This window comes from Amycolatopsis sp. WAC 01375, from assembly GCF_003947325.1.
Taxonomy (GTDB): Bacteria; Actinomycetota; Actinomycetes; order Mycobacteriales; family Pseudonocardiaceae; genus Amycolatopsis.
On record NZ_QHHW01000021.1, the window covers coordinates 159,074 to 173,331 of the forward strand.

At 64.7% G+C, this 14,258-nt stretch carries 16 protein-coding genes; 14 read left to right on the forward strand and 2 right to left on the reverse strand.

Annotated elements, in window-relative coordinates; all coding sequences use genetic code 11:
* Window positions 1-2: 2 nt before the first annotated feature.
* A complete protein-coding gene (locus DL991_RS10735; RefSeq protein WP_125783529.1) occupies window positions 3-1,184 on the reverse strand; it encodes an acyl-CoA dehydrogenase family protein in 1,182 nt (393 codons plus the stop codon).
* 543 nt (window positions 1,185-1,727) lie between these two features.
* Between DL991_RS10735 and DL991_RS10740 the strand changes: the two genes are divergently transcribed.
* On the forward strand, window positions 1,728-4,055 hold the full coding sequence (locus tag DL991_RS10740; RefSeq protein WP_158634421.1) for a tetratricopeptide repeat protein: 2,328 nt from the start codon (window positions 1,728-1,730) through the stop codon (window positions 4,053-4,055).
* Between the two features lie 13 nt (window positions 4,056-4,068).
* On the opposite strand, the gene DL991_RS10745 is transcribed toward DL991_RS10740, so the two are convergent.
* Window positions 4,069-5,412: an NtaA/DmoA family FMN-dependent monooxygenase gene (locus DL991_RS10745; RefSeq protein ID WP_125783533.1), complete on the reverse strand. Its 1,344-nt coding sequence runs from the start codon at window positions 5,410-5,412 to the stop codon at window positions 4,069-4,071.
* Window positions 5,413-6,003: 591 nt separating this feature from the next.
* Between DL991_RS10745 and DL991_RS10750 the strand changes: the two genes are divergently transcribed.
* The 13 genes from DL991_RS10750 to DL991_RS10810 all read left to right on the forward strand — a co-directional run bounded on the left by DL991_RS10750 (window position 6,004) and on the right by DL991_RS10810 (window position 14,240).
* A complete protein-coding gene (locus DL991_RS10750) occupies window positions 6,004-6,849 on the forward strand; it encodes an alpha/beta fold hydrolase (protein ID WP_125783535.1) in 846 nt (281 codons plus the stop codon).
* A gap of 62 nt (window positions 6,850-6,911) precedes the next feature.
* The gene (locus tag DL991_RS10755; RefSeq protein ID WP_125783537.1) at window positions 6,912-7,205 is read left to right on the forward strand and encodes a hypothetical protein; all 294 of its coding nucleotides are present in this window, start codon (window positions 6,912-6,914) and stop codon (window positions 7,203-7,205) included.
* The gene (locus DL991_RS10760) at window positions 7,202-8,059 is read left to right on the forward strand and encodes a hypothetical protein (protein ID WP_125783539.1); all 858 of its coding nucleotides are present in this window, start codon (window positions 7,202-7,204) and stop codon (window positions 8,057-8,059) included. The genes DL991_RS10755 and DL991_RS10760 overlap by 4 nt, the downstream gene beginning before the upstream one ends.
* Window positions 8,056-8,454: a hypothetical protein gene (locus tag DL991_RS10765; protein ID WP_125783541.1), complete on the forward strand. Its 399-nt coding sequence runs from the start codon at window positions 8,056-8,058 to the stop codon at window positions 8,452-8,454. Before DL991_RS10760 ends, DL991_RS10765 begins: the two co-directional genes overlap by 4 nt.
* A gap of 571 nt (window positions 8,455-9,025) precedes the next feature.
* Window positions 9,026-9,598, forward strand: a complete 573-nt coding sequence (locus tag DL991_RS10770; RefSeq protein WP_125783543.1) for a hypothetical protein — start codon at window positions 9,026-9,028, stop codon at window positions 9,596-9,598.
* Window positions 9,589-10,212, forward strand: coding sequence for a hypothetical protein (locus DL991_RS10775; RefSeq protein ID WP_125783545.1), 624 nt, complete (start codon window positions 9,589-9,591; stop codon window positions 10,210-10,212). The genes DL991_RS10770 and DL991_RS10775 overlap by 10 nt, the downstream gene beginning before the upstream one ends.
* A gap of 111 nt (window positions 10,213-10,323) precedes the next feature.
* Complete coding sequence (locus DL991_RS10780) at window positions 10,324-10,557, forward strand: hypothetical protein (protein WP_125783547.1); 234 nt, start codon at window positions 10,324-10,326, stop codon at window positions 10,555-10,557.
* A gap of 173 nt (window positions 10,558-10,730) precedes the next feature.
* Window positions 10,731-11,750 (forward strand): AvrD family protein, encoded by a 1,020-nt coding sequence (locus DL991_RS10785; protein ID WP_158634422.1) that lies wholly within the window; start codon window positions 10,731-10,733, stop codon window positions 11,748-11,750.
* A complete protein-coding gene (locus DL991_RS10790; protein ID WP_125783551.1) occupies window positions 11,747-12,271 on the forward strand; it encodes a hypothetical protein in 525 nt (174 codons plus the stop codon). The genes DL991_RS10785 and DL991_RS10790 overlap by 4 nt, the downstream gene beginning before the upstream one ends.
* The gene (locus tag DL991_RS10795) at window positions 12,268-13,041 is read left to right on the forward strand and encodes an ATP-binding protein (RefSeq protein WP_125783553.1); all 774 of its coding nucleotides are present in this window, start codon (window positions 12,268-12,270) and stop codon (window positions 13,039-13,041) included. The genes DL991_RS10790 and DL991_RS10795 overlap by 4 nt, the downstream gene beginning before the upstream one ends.
* A 12-nt stretch (window positions 13,042-13,053) precedes the next feature.
* Window positions 13,054-13,476, forward strand: coding sequence for a hypothetical protein (locus DL991_RS10800; RefSeq protein ID WP_125783555.1), 423 nt, complete (start codon window positions 13,054-13,056; stop codon window positions 13,474-13,476).
* On the forward strand, window positions 13,473-13,958 hold the full coding sequence (locus DL991_RS10805; RefSeq protein WP_125783557.1) for a hypothetical protein: 486 nt from the start codon (window positions 13,473-13,475) through the stop codon (window positions 13,956-13,958). The genes DL991_RS10800 and DL991_RS10805 overlap by 4 nt, the downstream gene beginning before the upstream one ends.
* Window positions 13,959-14,003: 45 nt before the next feature.
* Window positions 14,004-14,240 (forward strand): hypothetical protein, encoded by a 237-nt coding sequence (locus DL991_RS10810; protein WP_125783559.1) that lies wholly within the window; start codon window positions 14,004-14,006, stop codon window positions 14,238-14,240.
* Window positions 14,241-14,258 lie beyond the last annotated feature (18 nt).

Below are 14,258 nucleotides of genomic sequence, written 5' to 3' on the forward strand. Positions count from 1 at the left end.
CGTTATACTGTCGCGACCCCTGTCGCGACCCCTCGACCTTTGACTAGAAGGTCGGCGCCGAGGAATTCTTGGCAGGCATGCGAGGAGTAAGCCATCAGCCAGCCAGCATGGGCGTCGCGAAAATGACGTTCGATTGCAGCTCCGCGCAGGAAATTCTGGCCTGCGCCAGCATTCAAGGCAAGCTGGGCAGCTTCTTCCGCCATCGAATTCCCCAGCATTTTGGCCTGGATCATCGCGGTGAGGAAACCGGGGTCTCGATGATCCGCCAGCCACATTGTCTGTCGTGCGAGCATCTTCGCCGCTGCCAAGCGGGTGTGGACGTCCGCGAGTTGGCGTCGCAGCCAGTCCTGATCGGCCAGGAGCTTTCTCTCAGGTGGGATCTTGCAAGCCTTGGCAAAGCTGATCAGGGCCTGCAGCGCCGCATCAGCAATCCCCAGGGACAGCCATGAGACACCTGCGCCGATATGGCGCGGATGCTCCTCCTGCAGCCTGGCGCACCGCCGATCCGCGCGGAGCGCGGTCCCTTCCAGTTCGATCAGGTGACTACCACTGGCGCGCAGACCCAATGTGTCCCAGCTTCCGCGAGCGATGGAGATGGTCTCATCGGCGGCGACCCCGAAAAAGGCAGGGATGTTGTCGACTACTGCATTGACCAGGAAATGGTCGGCGATGGCACTCCCCGAGGCGAATCGTTTGGCACCCATCAGGACGTAGCCCCCCTTAGTCGCCGTGGCACGCTCTGCCGGCACCACGGAGGGCTCTCCCATTGCCGGGTCTGGCAGTGCGTAGGCAAACCGCTTACCTGCCCGGAGTTCGTCGGCATAGAACCCCGCCGTGTCCGGTTCAGACAGCTCGGCCAGGGTCACAGCCGCCCCGACGTGCATCAGCCAGATGCACGCCGTGGACGGGCACGCTGCACTCAATACGCGGACCACCTCACCAAAAGTGCGGAAACTCATGTTCTCCCCACCGACCTCAGCGGGGAGAAAGGCTGCGTCCAGCCCGCTCGCATGCAGCTCACTGAGATTCTCGACCGGCAACTCGGCTACCGCGTCGAAGCTCCCCGCCCGCGCCGCCAGCGCCTCGGCGAGTTCTCCAGCTGTCCTCACCCAGTGCCGCTCATGAGATGGCGGATCCAGCGGATGTGCTTCGGCGGGACTCAACTCTTGCTCCACTTCATCCATTTCAACAGCAGGTAGTAGCGCAACATGCGCAGCAAGTGACCATTTCGTGCCGCACCCCATGCTTGGCCAGGTCTAATACCCCACTGGGTACGCCACCGCCGGACCGTGCTCCGTGTCAGCCTGCCCGTATGCGACCTGCGGACATGCGACCGACGCTCCCACCACGCAGGGCAGCGCGACCCCGACCAGCGGACCGTTCGCGGCGAGCGACCTCACGGGTTGCCTGATCTCGCATCCGGCGCAGCTCCCACCCCCCGGTCTGACCCGCTTGACACGACCCCAGCTCTCTGCATGCTCGCAAACTCTGCCAGACGAAAGCCTGTCTCATGAAAATCGCAACCATCGCCCGCCGCCGAACGGGTCACGCACAAGGCTGGCACCGGACTAACCAGTTGACCTGGCCATATGCCCTCCACGCCGGGACATGTGACCTGCCGGGTGGGTCCGAGCCAGCCGACCGCTGGTACCGGCACTCCAAAACCAAGCGCATACGTACCGGTGGTATGGCAGCATGCGACACGGGCGGAGAGGGGTATGGGGGGGATGTCAGATTCATCCAGCACGGCGAGTGCCAGCGGCGGTAGCGAGGATCGCCGATCGTCGAGGCCACGGCAGTACCTGACTGCCCTTGACCAGTTCGCACTGGCGCTCAAGAAGACTCGCCGTTCAAGGAAGCTCAGCCTGCGACGGCTAGCGGAGATCCTGGATATCGACCACAACCTTCTCCACCGCGCGGAACAAGGAACCAACGTGCCGACAACCGCGGTCATGAAGAGGATCGATGCCGCACTTGACGCCAACGGCGCACTCGTGATTCTCGCGCACGTGGCGCGAGCGGAACCATATTCCGCGCTTCCCACCAAACCGGCGTACCTCGTCGGGCGCGAAGATGTCCTCGATCGCTTGACTGAGTTGCTCGTACCAGGCCCCGGGCGTGACACTGCCCGAAGAACTGTCGTGATCACCGGGGAACCGGGAGTGGGCAAGACTGCGGTCGTCCTGCAGTGGGCAAACGAAACGCGAGATGCGTTCCACACTGTGCTATACGCGGACCTGCGTGGCTTCTCCGGCAGTCCACCCGCCCAGCCGGACGAGATCCTCGGTCACCTCTTGAAGGGGCTCGGAGTCAACACCGACCAACTACCGCCGCGGGCCAAACAGCGCCTGGCTCACTTTCGCGGGCATCTCGACAGGCTGGGCCGAGAGGGCAAAAGGGTCCTGGTCGTGCTCGACAACGCGCGAGATTCACGTCAGGTCAAGCCAGTGTTGCCGGGTACGCCGAATGCGACCGTCCTGACCACCAGCCGACAACGCCTGTCGGGTCTGACGATCGAAGCCGGCGCAGTCCACCTGCGAGTGAGGCCGCTCGACGAGGATGCCGCCGCCAGACTCGCGGCACACTACACCGACGGCGACTGCACGGATATCACGTCGAAACAGGTCAAGCGGCTGGCAAGGGTGTGTGACTACCTGCCGTTGGCACTGACCATCGCCTGCCAACGTATCTCGGCCGATCGCGGCAAGACACTCGACGAGCACCTCAACGAGCTCGAGACCGCCTGCCTGGACCTTCTTGACGCCGACCCCGGCCAGGAAGCCGCCACCGGCGTCCGAGCGGCGTTCAGTTGGTCATACGCGTCCCTGCCCGAACGCCACGCCGAACTGTTCAAGGCGCTTGGGGTGCATCCAGGCGCGCAATTCTCCGTCGGCGCAGCAGCGGCACTTATCGGTGCCCCTCTTGACGACACGACTGACCTGCTCGAATATCTCGTCCAGGCGCATCTGCTTGAACAGCGCGGCCACCGTTCGTACCGTCTGCATGATCTCCTCCATGACTACGCTGCAGAGAAGACTTACATGCCAGCCTGGGAGGACGAACGCAACCAGGCAATCGCCAGGCTCGCGCAGTGGTACGTCCACGCCGCCAACTCGGCCGCCGGAACAATCACACCAACCCGCGATCATCATGTGCGGCTGGATCCGCCGATCGACGGGGTTCCGGTGGAGACCTTCAGCGACTACAGCCAGGCCCTAGGGTGGTGTAATGCCGAAATGGCGAGTATTACACCAATGGCACAACTGGCTCTTGACAATGGTCTGCTCTTCGAAGCATGGCGATTGCCGGTTGAACTTATTGACTATCACGTTGTCCGTCGTCCGTGGCGGACATGGGTCAGCAGCATCGAGGTCGCACTGGAAGCGGCTCGTCGCGCCGAAGAACCCACATGGATAGCTCAAGCCGCAGACAACCTCGCTGAAGCATACCGGCGGCAAGGAAAACTGGACCAGGCCGAAGAGCTCGACAAGCTCGCGCTGAAGGCATTGGAGCCTGTCGGGGACCACCCACGCCGAGGCTGGGCTTTGACCGGCTTGGGCAACACCGCCCACGCCCGAGGCCAGTATGAACTGGCCGCCAAGTACACCGAACAAGGCCTCATAGCTCAGATCGCGCTCGGTCACAGAATCGGCGAGCTCCATACTCGTATCCACCTCGGGCGCGCCTACCGAGAACTCGGCCGCAGGGAAGACGCGATGCGCGAGGGCCTGATCCCCGTCGACGAGTTCAATGCCGACGGTGACCGCCACGGCGAAGCCACCGCTCTCATCGCACTGTCCCGCACGTGCCAACGATTCGGCGAGTACGAGGAAGCTCTTGAGTACTGCGAGCGAGTCCGAGTGCTCGCCAACTCCTTGGCGGACTACTGGGCTGAAGCCGAGGCGGTCGCGCTCAAAGGTGAACTCCTCAACTCCTTGGGAGACCGAAACCGAGGCCTCCAACACATGACAGAAGCTCTCGGGATCATCGAAGATCTAGACGAGTTCAAGGCCCAACGTCTTCGCGACAAAATCGCTGAGCTTCGCTGTGCATGAGATTGCGCCAGTCCTATTGCGGGCGGAACTGCCGAGCAGGATGGTGGCGGGGAAGGTAGGCGGACCCTTCGGGGAAGAGTTTCTCCCGCAGGGTCCCAGGTCGATAGGACGACTGCATCACACCCTGCTTCTGACACAACGGGACCACGCAATCAACAAAGGTGCTGAAAGTCGTCGGAGAGACCACATACTGGAGGTTGATCCCATCAAGGCCAGCGTCCTGCCACTTCGTCATGTTGGCAACAATCTGCTCAGGCGTTCCGGCGACACGTAGGTTTCCGAACCGCAGCACGAGCTCACCAAGTGTCCAGTCGTCCCGGTCACTGCTATCCAGCACCGTACGGACGGCCGTTGACAGGTTCGTACGTCGGCGCAACTCCCTAACCGGCGTGCGAGGGTCATCCTCCGCGAAGTCATGTTTCAAGAACACCGACATTCGCGCGAGGTTTCCCTCAATAGTCTGCTTCTCGAGAAGCTCAGCGTCTTGGCGGCGAGCTTCATCTTCCGTGCTCCCGACCACATACGTGATCGGGACGAACACCTTGACACTGTCCGCGGTCCTTCCAGCATCGACAGCGGCTCTCCTGATCCCCGACACAAGCGGTACTGCCTGCTCCGGGTTCGACGCACCGATGAAGACCGCTTCGGCGTGCCGCCCTGCGAACCTCTGACCCATCGGCGACATACCTGCTTGGAACAGCACAGGTGTGCGCTGGGGAGTGGGCTCTGTCAGATGAGGACCGTAGACCGTGTAGTAGGGCCCGATATGATCGACCTCGTGCACTTTGGCCGGGTTGGCGAACTGCCTTGATACGCGGTCCCGGACAACCGCGTCGTCCTCCCAACTGGACTCCCACAGTTTGCAAGCCGCGGTCACGAAGTCATCCGCTCGACGGTAGAGGTCGTCATGATCCGGCAAGCCGCCGAAACCAAGGTTCCGGCCAGCGCCAGGGAGGAAAGTGTTCACGATGTTCCATGCGACGCGACCCTCGGTGAGCAGGTCGAGTGTCGACATCTTCCGCGCGAACGTATACGGATGCTCCTGCAGGACGTTTTGCGTGTAGGTGAAGCCAAGGTGTGTCGTGAAGCGGGCCAGCAGTGGAATCAACACAGAGAAATCCAGCGTCGGGAACTGCATCCCTTCGAAAACAGTCGCGCTGCGTGACGCCTGATAGAGGTCGTATGGCGCGATAACGTCAGCCATGAACAGCGTATCGAAGCACCCTCGCTCCAGCAGAGTCGCCAGATCTATCCAGGTTTGCGGATCCGCATATTCTAATTGTCGACTATCATCTTCCGCCCAGAGGCCTTGCGCGTGATGTGACACAGCGGCCATATGGAAGGCGTTGACCAGCATCCGGGGCCGGGCCGTAAAGGTACTCACTCCGATGACATTACCGTGCCTGCCCTGCGGGCCCAACCGTCCCGGCCGGCACGCGAGGCCCGCGAGAGCGATCTGGCAAGCCCGAATGTCGACCCTGTCTCAGCGTAAGTGCAACTAGCGACCCCAGGTAACTGAGCGCTACCGCGAGCACCTTCGCGCCACCCAATCAGCTCGGCGCCAAGCGAGATCTGCGCTGGTCACAGTTGAATTACTGCATCACCGGCGCGGACGCTCTCGACGTTACGCAGAGTTCCGCCGCGGCTTGATTCTTGTTCGCAGTGACGTGTCAAGGTGTCTCAACCGATCCGCAACAGCTACTTCTATAGCCCCCGGCATGAATGCGTCAGAGACTCCTAGGTATCGGGGCCCGGATCAGAAAACAGATGCACTCGACTGGCGTCTGATCCCGAATGGCCAGAGATGAAGGGGCGGGCGTGGCTAATGAGGGAGAGCGGTGTCGCTGGAATTCTGGGGCTCTGACTGGTTTGAGTCGCACAGCGCCACCTGACTGAGGAGACATCCCCTCGCCGCCGGCGACTGCCGGTGTGCCGCCATGCCCGCTAGATGACGTCAAAGGAAGACATGCACGCGTTTCAGCTGGACATCACCGACCTGACCACTACGAGCGCCGACGGAACGCCTATCAGAATCACCCGCATCGGACGCGGCCCGGACGTGATCCTCGTGCACGGGGGAATGGACGACACAAGCAGCTGGGTGCCTGTGGCCACAGTTCTAGGGCGGCATCACCGCTGTTGGCTGGTGCACCGGCGTCGCGCTGACACGGGCGATGACTACTCTCTCGACCGGGAAGTCGACGACCTGTCAGCAGTTCTCGAGCGCATCGGCGGGCCCGCAAGCGTCGTGGGGCATTCCTACGGGGCACTGATCGCGCTACACGCGCTGCTGCGCATGCCCGCATTACCTGTCATGGCAGCGATTCTCTATGAACCGCCATTGATTGCCGAAGGCCCGGTGGTCCGCGGCCTACTGGACCCAATCACGACTGCAACAGAACGCGGTGACTACGCCGCAGCCCTGCACAGCTATCTGCGTGAGTTCGCGGGACTCACGCCGACGCTCGCGGTCGAAAAGTCTCGCGACACCTGGCTGCAGAGCCAGATTCCTGCCCTACTTCGCGAAGTCGAGATGGCCGATCGTCTGAAGTGGACCGCGGAAACCTACACAGGAATCACAGTGCCTACGCTGCTGTTGCTCGGCGATCGCTCGGCCGAGCATTCCAATCGCGACTCCACCCTCGCCCTGGCGAAGACGCTCCCAGCCGCAAGGCTGGTGGGAATGCCCCGTCACGGGCACCTCGCGCACCGCCGCGATCCCGCCTACGTCGCCGCATTGATTCGCACTTATCTGGCCGACCCTGCACACACGGACCTACAGGCTGCCAAGTGAACCGCCTCCGGCACGCCCTGGAGCCCGCTTCCGCACTCTCACTTAGCAAGAAAGGAGACAGCATGATGACCGGCCTTGTGTCGTCCCGTCCGCCGCTCTTGGTCCTCCTTCGTGACGAGGAGTCAGGCTGGGCACACGTAGCCCGACAGCCGCAGGATCCCAGCCAAGCTCCACTTTTCGCAGGGTTCTTGCACGCCACGACGAAAGCCGACTTGCTGGAGGCGATGCAGAGTACCGGCTACACCACGTTCGCCACCATTGCCGTCGATGACATCACCACCACCTACTGGTTCGCCCCCGCTATACCGTCGGGCGCTTCCCGACGCACGCCGCAGCAAGGAGACGTGGCGGAATGATCAGCGCCACCCCGACCGGGCACGCCGAACCGTGGTGGGAGAACGCAGGCATCGACGGCTTGGTCATCCACTTACGGGACCAGCGGGCCCTCGTTCCCGCCGAGGTTGCTGCCATGTTGCTCGACGAGCAGGGGATCACCAGCGACGCCGGTGCCGATCTTCTTCGTTTGGACAGCGAAATGCGAGACCTCGACAAGCGGTTGGCCGCTCGTGTCGCCGCCGACGCCGCCGAGGTGGCTCGCTGCCGTCGGGAATATTCCGCGGTGAGGAAGACCTGCTTCGGCCGGAAGCGCCGCGCAAGAGACGAGCTCGACGAGGCAAACCGAGTTCATGGTGAGGCCAGCATGGTGCACGCGGAAGTCGTCGAGCTGAAGGCGATTCTCCGGTCATTCGTCGTTGCCCTCGCACCACGGGAGGGCCTACTCGCCGAAGCTGCAGCCGGGTGGGTCCGTTCTTCCGCCGTGCCAGCTGGGGTGTCCGTGTTCGAGGACGTCCGCAATTTCCTGGCGGACACCCGCCGTGAGGCGGCGCCGGACGGACTGGCCGGAACCATCGGGGGCGAGGACTTCGGGGACCTGTGGCGGCGCGAAGGAGACGATCCAGTCGAGCAGCCCCTCGCCCGCACCGGATGCTGGCTGGTGGGGTACATCAAGCGCACCCGCGAGATCTACGCCGTCCGCCGCTGCGACACCCGGACGCGGGAGGTCTGGCTGCTGGGACGCGGGTTCAGCGCCGCCCACGCGCATGACCTGCTGACTCCCTTGACGGCCCGAATGCAGGAACCGAACTCGCTGATCCTGGTCGCGAACGAGGTCGTCGGCGCGGCGCACGAGCACAATGGAGGCCGCGCATGAACGTCCAGTGCAGCCTGGTCCCCCTGCTCGCCGCAGCCGCGGCGACGCTGACGGCCTGCAGCGGCGACCCGCCGTCCCCGCATCCTGTGCCCACCGCCGGCTGGGTGACACTGGCTCCGCCCGAACAACCCGGTCCGCGGATCGTCATCGAAGGCACCGTGACGTGGCGCACCGACCACGTTGGCTGCGCCGAGATGGTCACCGACCACGGACAGACCCTCCGGCTCGTCGGCGACGTCGCGACCGGCCACGAGCGTGCCGTGTTCGAGGGTGGTCCGGCGCAGGAATACGCCCGCGTCACCGGCTACACCATCAACCCGCACGCCAGCGCGACGGTGTGCGGATCGGGAATCCCGTTCGTCGCGGAAAGGGTGGAGCCAAACCAGCGTCGATAAACAGAAGGCACTAATCGACAATTCTGGAAGCTGGCTCCCTTTTGTTCCAGCAGGCCGGAAACCACCCACCTAGGAGGCAAGCATGAACTCGACGACCACCACAGGCGGCTGCGGCCGGGTCGCGCTGACCACACTCCCCGTTCCACAGGCAGGGTGTTGCGACGGACGCCTCCGCATCCCCCGCAGCCCTCCCGGATAAGCACAGGATCGGATCCGGACCTATTTCGGAATAGCGCGGCACTTCACATACCCGCCCTCTTCGACCACTCGACTATTGTCATGCCCGAAAATGTGCGGGAAATTGTCTCGAAATACTCTTCTGAATAGCTTGACTAAATGCAATCGCACCCCGCATTGTAGATCTCATCAGCAATCACAGGCGCTGATCGCGGGGACGTCACAGTAGTCCCGGGCTATGGCAGGCGCGGGCAGGTTGGGGAACCTGCACAATACCGCCCGGCACACAAGAAACATTTTGCCGCCGAAGAAGCGGCATCGTGAAGCCTCTTGTGTATGGCCCGTGTGACGCCTCTGCGAATCCATGTTATGGACGTTCGCAAAGGGAGAAATAATGAAGCTGCTATCGCAGCGGGCGAAGATCGGCGTGGCCGGTGCTATCGCCTGTGCCAGTCTGGCGGGAGGTACCGGGCTCGCCGAGGCGACCCCAGCACCGGCCGCTCCGCACGGCGCCACCGTGCACCAGGTCGTGAAGCCCGACGTCGGCGTGCCGCCCGAGGGCTTGGCCCCGGACGCGTTGGTCACCGCCCCAGACGGATCGAAGGTTCGCGCTACCGACCCTGGTGCGTTCGGGAAGTGGCGGGCGGGCAAGCAGGGCGTGGCGGCGGCCGACTCAGGCCAGTCGATGAGGATCACCGGTGATGGCAGGCACGCCGAGACGACGGTGACCGGGGCTCGTATCCGGGCGTCGGTCCCGTACGGCCGGGTCCTCGGCCTGGCGCAGACCGGCCAGTGGGGCGGCACTGCGGGCTGCAAGATTCCGGGAAGTGACGGTCGGTTGTGGGGTTGGGTCGGCTTCCGCACGACTGGGAACGGCCAGTGGACGACCGGCTGGATGAGGTCTGACCTGTTCAAGGTCTGGTACGGGACGTTCTGGTCCGATTTGAGGTACCTGCCGTGGTGCTGACGAAATCGACGATCTCCCGTCGGGCGAAGCTCGGCCTGGTGGCGGCCGCCGCTGCCGCCGTGAGCAGTCTCGCCGGGGCCGGTCTCGCCAGTGCCGAACCGGGCCACATCATCCAGCCGCAGGCCAATCCCGTCTCCTACCTCGGTGGCCAGGTGCCTGACGGCACCCGGATCACCGGTCTCACCTTGGCCCCTGGCCACAGTTGGGCAGACGGCCGCGGAGTCGCCGCCGAGGCCTCCGCTGCGATCGCGACCGAAGTCCCCGTCAAGGTCACCGGCGGGCTCACCCTCGCCCGCGACCAGCATGGCCCCGGGCCCAGCAACTACGCCCAGCCTCCGGCCATGGACGGCCAGATGAGCGTCAAGGCTGGCTACCAGTGGCACCCCGGGCGCAACGGCAGCGCTTCTGGGGTCCGAATCCGCGCGAGCGTCCCATCGGGCACGGTCGTCGGCCTGCTTCCCCGGTACGCCCACCTGTGGATTTCGTGCGAGCGGTACGCCGGGGGCAGCTGGTGGTCCTGGATCGGCTACTACACCGGTTCCCGCTGGATCTATGGGTTCTCCAGCTCCCAGTACGTCTACCCGTCGCCGGATCGCTCGCTCCCGCGCTGCTGACCCGCCGCACCGCCATGCGCCGCGCCGCAGCGCGGCGCATGGCCATCACCTCGGCCGGACCGACCGATCCGCCCGCCCCATCCGCTCCATCCGACCTTTGGAGGAATTCCTATGACCAGCACCCTTTTCGCCCGCCGCACCGTCGCCGGGCTCTTCCTCGCCGCATTCGTCACCGGCGCCGGCCTCGCCGCCGCCGGAACCGCGCTCGCCGACACCGCGAGCGGTCCCACCTCGTACCTGCACGGCGCCGGAACCGCTGACACCGCGCCGGACGGCACGCGCATCACGTTCAGTGCGCCCGACAGCCGGGAGCTGACCATCAGCCCGGACAGCCGCGAGCTGTAGCCGAACGCCCGGCGACCGCCCTGCGGAAGCCAGGCAAGCCGAGGACGAGCAGGGCGTCGTAGCGGGACGCCACGCCGTGACCGGCCGATGGACCGGGGTCGGGCCACTTTCATCCCCTCCCTCTGGCCCGGCCCCACCACCGCTTTCCGCCACATTCTCGACAAGGAGTTCACGTGCACGACGCATCTTCCAGTGCCATACGCCGGGCACCGCGTCGGTTCACCTCGATCGACGATCAACTCGGGCCCCGCGCCGATCGTTACTTCGGTGACGGCTTCAAACGCGTGTCGCACCGGATCACCAACGCTGTCCTGGACCCTCGTGACAGCTCGATCACCGGTCATGCTCGGCTGCGCTATCCACTCGACTGGTCCTCCAAGACCACAGGCGAGCCCCGAACACCGCACGTGAGCTCCCTCGATGTGGCGGCGCTCGCCGTGCAACTCGCCGACCTGTACTTCACCGCGACCTTCGGGCTCACCGATGAGCAACGTCGCGGGCTGACGATCCGGCGGCTGACTATCAAGGCCGGAAAGGCGCCCGACGAACAGCTCGCTGATGTGTCGATGTCGGCGCGGCGTGTCGTGACGAAGAGCGACGATGATGGCGCTGTCACGCGATTCACTGGTCATGTCGGTGGACTGGCGACTCTGTGCGAGATCGTTCACCCCCGCGATCTGCATGCCCGCATCAGCGGGCCGCGCCCACTCGCAGCTGAGGAGTCGCTCGGCGACCCGGCCCGCCGCTATTTCGGCAGTGGGTTCCAAACCCGCGACCACGAGCTGCGCGACGTTGTCGTGGCCGAGAACCACACTGTTGTATCCGCCACCGCACGCATCACCGGCGAGGACATCCACCCGAGCGGCATCGCCGGGCGGTACCAGCCCGCCATCACCCTGATCGACGGCATGATCGTCCTCGCGCAGCTCGCGCAGAGCTTGCTCTACGACCTCGACGACATCGACCGCGGTGACAGCAACACCCTGTGGCTGCGCAACATTGACGTGTTCGGCCCGCCGCCGCACCAGCGGCTCGGTACACCGTTCAGTACCTCCGCCTCAGTCACTCGTACGGGATTGGTGAACTTCGCCGGCGGCACCTGGCGCACTTCGTCGTGGCGAGCCCTCTTCAGCGGTCTGCAGTTCCAGTTCCGTCTAGCGCACGAACTTCCCACCGGCCGGGAGTCCGCATGAACACCGGCCCCGCACTCCGCCATGACGACATTCTCATCGTCGTCGAAGGCGCTGCCCGGTTGAGCTGGATCCGGACCGGTCCCGCGCGCTGGCGTCCAAGCGGCCTGTGGCCAACCCGTGAGCAGGAAGCCGAGATCGCCGAGCACGTCCGCAGCGGCGCGCCGTTGCTGGTCGTGCTCGCCGAAATGCCGACGATCGTGCCACTGCTCACCGAAGAACTAATCGACGCCCCGGAAGACTTGGTGAAACTCGCGGAGTTCACCGGCTACGTCAGTGAGCTACGCATCCCCTTCCTTGGGTGGCTGCCGCCGCAGCTTCGTGAGCGTGGCCAGCGCTTCTTCGAGTCCACCTGTTCCCGTGCGACGCCACCTCCGGTCTTGCAGTCACCGTTGCTTGTCGAACCTGCTGTCGCCGGCGATCACGAGCGCGTCCGTTTCGCCCGCTGGCTGGACACCGGCCACCCCCCGATCCACGCCCTCGCCCCCGCGGCTCGCCGCGTCTTCTCCGGAGCATCGACATGACGGCAACCAAAGCCCTGCGCCTGGCCATTTCGGGCACCTACTCCACCGGTAAGAGCACCACAACCGAGGCGGTGGCGCAGGCGACCGGTCTCCCCCGAACACACGCCAAGACCTCCCGCGAAATCCTCGCGGACGTCGTTCCCGGCAAGCAGGTGCAGGAGCTGTCGGCGATGGAGCTGATCAAGCTCGGGCTGAGGCGATTCGAGGAGCGAGTCGCGAACGAGTCGATCCCGGGTGGGTTCGTCTCCGACGGGTCGGTCGTGCACGAGTGGGTGTACGGCGAAGCCCGGATGCGAGTGGGCATCAACCCCGGCGCCGGCTGGGCACTGCGGCAGCTCAAGACTCTCTCCGGCTTCCGCGTGCGGCGCTTTTATCAGCAGTACATGAACATTTACGGCGACCTCACCAAAGACCGCGCCCGGAGACTCTACGACGCTTACGTCCATCTGCCTGTCGAGTTCCCCATGCACGCGGACGGGCACCGCCCGGTGTCGGAAGAATTCCGACTGCTCTCGGACCGGCTCCTGCTGGAGTCTCTCGACGAACTCGGTCTCCCGTACCTGATCGTCCGGGGCTCGATCACGGAGCGAGTCGAGCAGATCGTGGATCACCACCAGCTGCCGCTGGTCATGCCGATCGGCGAGGCGGTCGCGCGAGCCGAGGACCGGGTCCGTACCGCGACCGATCTCATCGAAGCCGACGCGCGTGTCCACGAAGCCCGCCGCCGCAAATCCCTGTACCGCCGGATCACCTACGCCCTGCGGTACTGATCGGAGAGCGTCATGACCCCCACGACGATCATCAGCGACCGGGACGGCCCGGACCCGTTCCGGCGTACCGGACACCGGTCCCCGATTACGTGGTCGAGGCACCTGCGGCACCTGGCCTACGCGTCTTTCCGCCATGCACAGGGGAGCCAGGCCGCACAGGTCCATTTTGTGCAGAGCTACCTGCGGACCGTGCTCGAGCACGGAACGCCGGGGACGCTGCCGCCGCTGAAGCCGATCCTCGACCGCGCGCAACGTCTGTCGGTCCCAACTGGGCATCTCCCTGTCGACAATGCGTTGTCACGCGCGCAGTTTCTGTTCTGGTCCCACAACATCTGGGACATCGCCCGCTCGCTAGTGGAACGCGATCCCGCGTGCTGCCCGATCGTGGCCTTCTGGACGCACGCGCGACCGACGTTGGCGCGGAGCCTGGCATGAGCAGCTTTAGTGAGCCGGAGCTAGCCGAGCTCGCAGGTGCCTTCGAGGTGTACCGCACAGGCGCCGCCACGACGTCGGCTGCGGCGCAGGTGATCGACAAGTTGTTCGTCCCGCAGCTCCTGGAGGTCGAACTTGGTTTCCAGGGCCTCGGCGCGCGGTATCCGCAGAGGCCCCGTACCGACGGAGGCGACAAGCACGAGAGCCACATGCTCGGCCACTGCCGCACCGCCCGCACGCGCTTCGCCCACGGAAAGGCCTCCATCACCGATGTGATCTACCGACAGGTGTGCCGCAGCCTCGACCAGCTCCGTGGTTCCACCGCCGCAGAAACAGCGGTCGCGGCCCGCTACGACCTGCTGATCCAGCTCTACAACCAGTGCCACCCCGGCCCGGCCGTGTCCTTGCTGCACATCCCAGCGAACACGTTCGCGCGAAAGTCCGGTGACCCCGTCGAATCGCAAGAACACGACCCATCAGCCTGACCTCAGATCCGCCCGACTGTCCCGAAAGGACATTTCATGTTCGTCTTGACGAAACTGCTGACAGCCGCTCTGCTGCTCGGCACCATCGCCATCACAGGAGCGAACCTCGCGATCGGCGCCACCGACGCGGAAACGCTGGCATCGACAGAAAAAGGTCGGATCACTCCCGCCCACAGCTGGGCTGGCTCGGTGACGCCGAGACACACGATCGGACCGGCAGGGAACTTCGATCCCTTCGGCACTCGGATCACCGGAGCATCCGGATCCAGCGAAGTGGAGTAGGTCGGTGTCCGGATCACC

Bases quoted from the DNA above. Each gene is read 5' to 3' on its own strand.
- DL991_RS10735 (WP_125783529.1), bottom strand. From the start codon at position 1,184: ATGGATGAAGTGGAGCAAGAGTTGAGTCCCGCCGAAGCACATCCGCTG.
- DL991_RS10750 (WP_125783535.1), top strand. From the start codon at position 6,004: ATGACGTCAAAGGAAGACATGCACGCGTTTCAGCTGGACATCACCGAC.
- DL991_RS10780 (WP_125783547.1), top strand. From the start codon at position 10,324: ATGACCAGCACCCTTTTCGCCCGCCGCACCGTCGCCGGGCTCTTCCTC.
- DL991_RS10805 (WP_125783557.1), top strand. From the start codon at position 13,473: ATGAGCAGCTTTAGTGAGCCGGAGCTAGCCGAGCTCGCAGGTGCCTTC.
- DL991_RS10790 (WP_125783551.1), top strand. From the start codon at position 11,747: ATGAACACCGGCCCCGCACTCCGCCATGACGACATTCTCATCGTCGTC.
- DL991_RS10795 (WP_125783553.1), top strand. From the start codon at position 12,268: ATGACGGCAACCAAAGCCCTGCGCCTGGCCATTTCGGGCACCTACTCC.
- DL991_RS10800 (WP_125783555.1), top strand. From the start codon at position 13,054: ATGACCCCCACGACGATCATCAGCGACCGGGACGGCCCGGACCCGTTC.
- DL991_RS10770 (WP_125783543.1), top strand. From the start codon at position 9,026: ATGAAGCTGCTATCGCAGCGGGCGAAGATCGGCGTGGCCGGTGCTATC.
- DL991_RS10765 (WP_125783541.1), top strand. From the start codon at position 8,056: ATGAACGTCCAGTGCAGCCTGGTCCCCCTGCTCGCCGCAGCCGCGGCG.
- DL991_RS10755 (WP_125783537.1), top strand. From the start codon at position 6,912: ATGATGACCGGCCTTGTGTCGTCCCGTCCGCCGCTCTTGGTCCTCCTT.
- DL991_RS10760 (WP_125783539.1), top strand. From the start codon at position 7,202: ATGATCAGCGCCACCCCGACCGGGCACGCCGAACCGTGGTGGGAGAAC.
- DL991_RS10745 (WP_125783533.1), bottom strand. From the start codon at position 5,412: ATGCTGGTCAACGCCTTCCATATGGCCGCTGTGTCACATCACGCGCAA.
- DL991_RS10740 (WP_158634421.1), top strand. From the start codon at position 1,728: ATGTCAGATTCATCCAGCACGGCGAGTGCCAGCGGCGGTAGCGAGGAT.